At 71.0% G+C, this 1084-nt stretch carries 1 pseudogene; it reads left to right on the top strand.

From position 1 onward, the window contains the following. Window positions 1–21: 21 nt before the first annotated feature. Window positions 22–1084: pseudogene (locus BZY54_RS48340) on the top strand (glycosyl hydrolase); the annotation flags it as partial.

The following is a 1084-nucleotide window of genomic DNA, read 5'->3' as shown; positions in this document are numbered from 1 at the left end:
ACCGCCGCACTAGGACTGACCATCACTCAGGCCCAGGCGGCCGGGCGCGGCACCGATCCCTTCGGCGTCCGCGCCCTGCGCCACCAGGCCCACCTGAACGAGCAGCACCAGGGACTGTCACCCTTCGCCAAGGACGGTGACGACGACGGCGGCGGCGAGGGCCAGGAGATCGCCGAACAGGCCGACCAGTACGCCGAGGCACGCACCTCGCCCGGCATCGTGGCGCCGGGCGCCTACGGGGCGGCTTACGAGGCGCTGCGGAACCTGCCGCACACCGGCGGCAGCTGGCGGGACGTGACCCGGCTGCCCTACGACTCCGACGACCCCCGCTACCGGGACGTCAACTCCAACTCCAGCGGCGGTGCGGGCCGGGTCACCGGCCGGGTCACCGGACTGGCCGCCGACGACCACGGCTACGTGTACGCAGGTTCGGCCAACGGCGGCGTGTTCCGCTCCCGTACCGGCGGCGGCCACTGGACCGAGATCTCCGACCGGCTCCCGGCGCTGTCCACCGGCGACCTGCAGCTCGACGGCCGCGGGCGGCTCTGGTACGNNACATCGCCAACGACATCGCCGCCGACCCCAAGGACCCGAACAAGGTCGTCCTCGCGGTCGGCTGGCGCGGCGGCGACGACTACAACGGCTTCTACACCAAGGGCAGGAACGGCTGGCAGCGGCTGACCGGGCTCGGTGACCTGCCCAGTGACAGCGGGGACGTCGGCAACGTCACCTTCGCGCACAGCGCGGACGGCTCACGCTACTACGCCATCGACCAGTCGCCGGAGCAGACCAACGAGAACCCGGACAGCGGCCTGGAGGGCATCTTCGTCTCCAAGTCCGGTTCGCCGACCGGTCCGTGGACGAGGATCGCCGACTACAAGCAGCTGCGCGACTCCGGCTCGGCGCTCACCGGCGCCGGGTACCAGCCGGGCATCCAGGCCTGGTACAACCAGTTCCTCGCCGTCGACCCGAAGAACCCCGACCATGTGTACGCCGGCCTGGAGGAGGTCTTCGAGACGAAGGACGGCGGTAAGTCCTGGACCGTCCCCGGGCCGTACTGGAACTTCGGCTTCCCGTGCTGGTC

It is taken from the genome of Streptomyces carpinensis (genome assembly GCF_002154505.1).
GTDB classification, from domain to species: domain Bacteria; phylum Actinomycetota; class Actinomycetes; order Streptomycetales; family Streptomycetaceae; genus Streptomyces; species Streptomyces carpinensis.
This window is presented reverse-complemented; position numbering and strand designations above follow the sequence as displayed.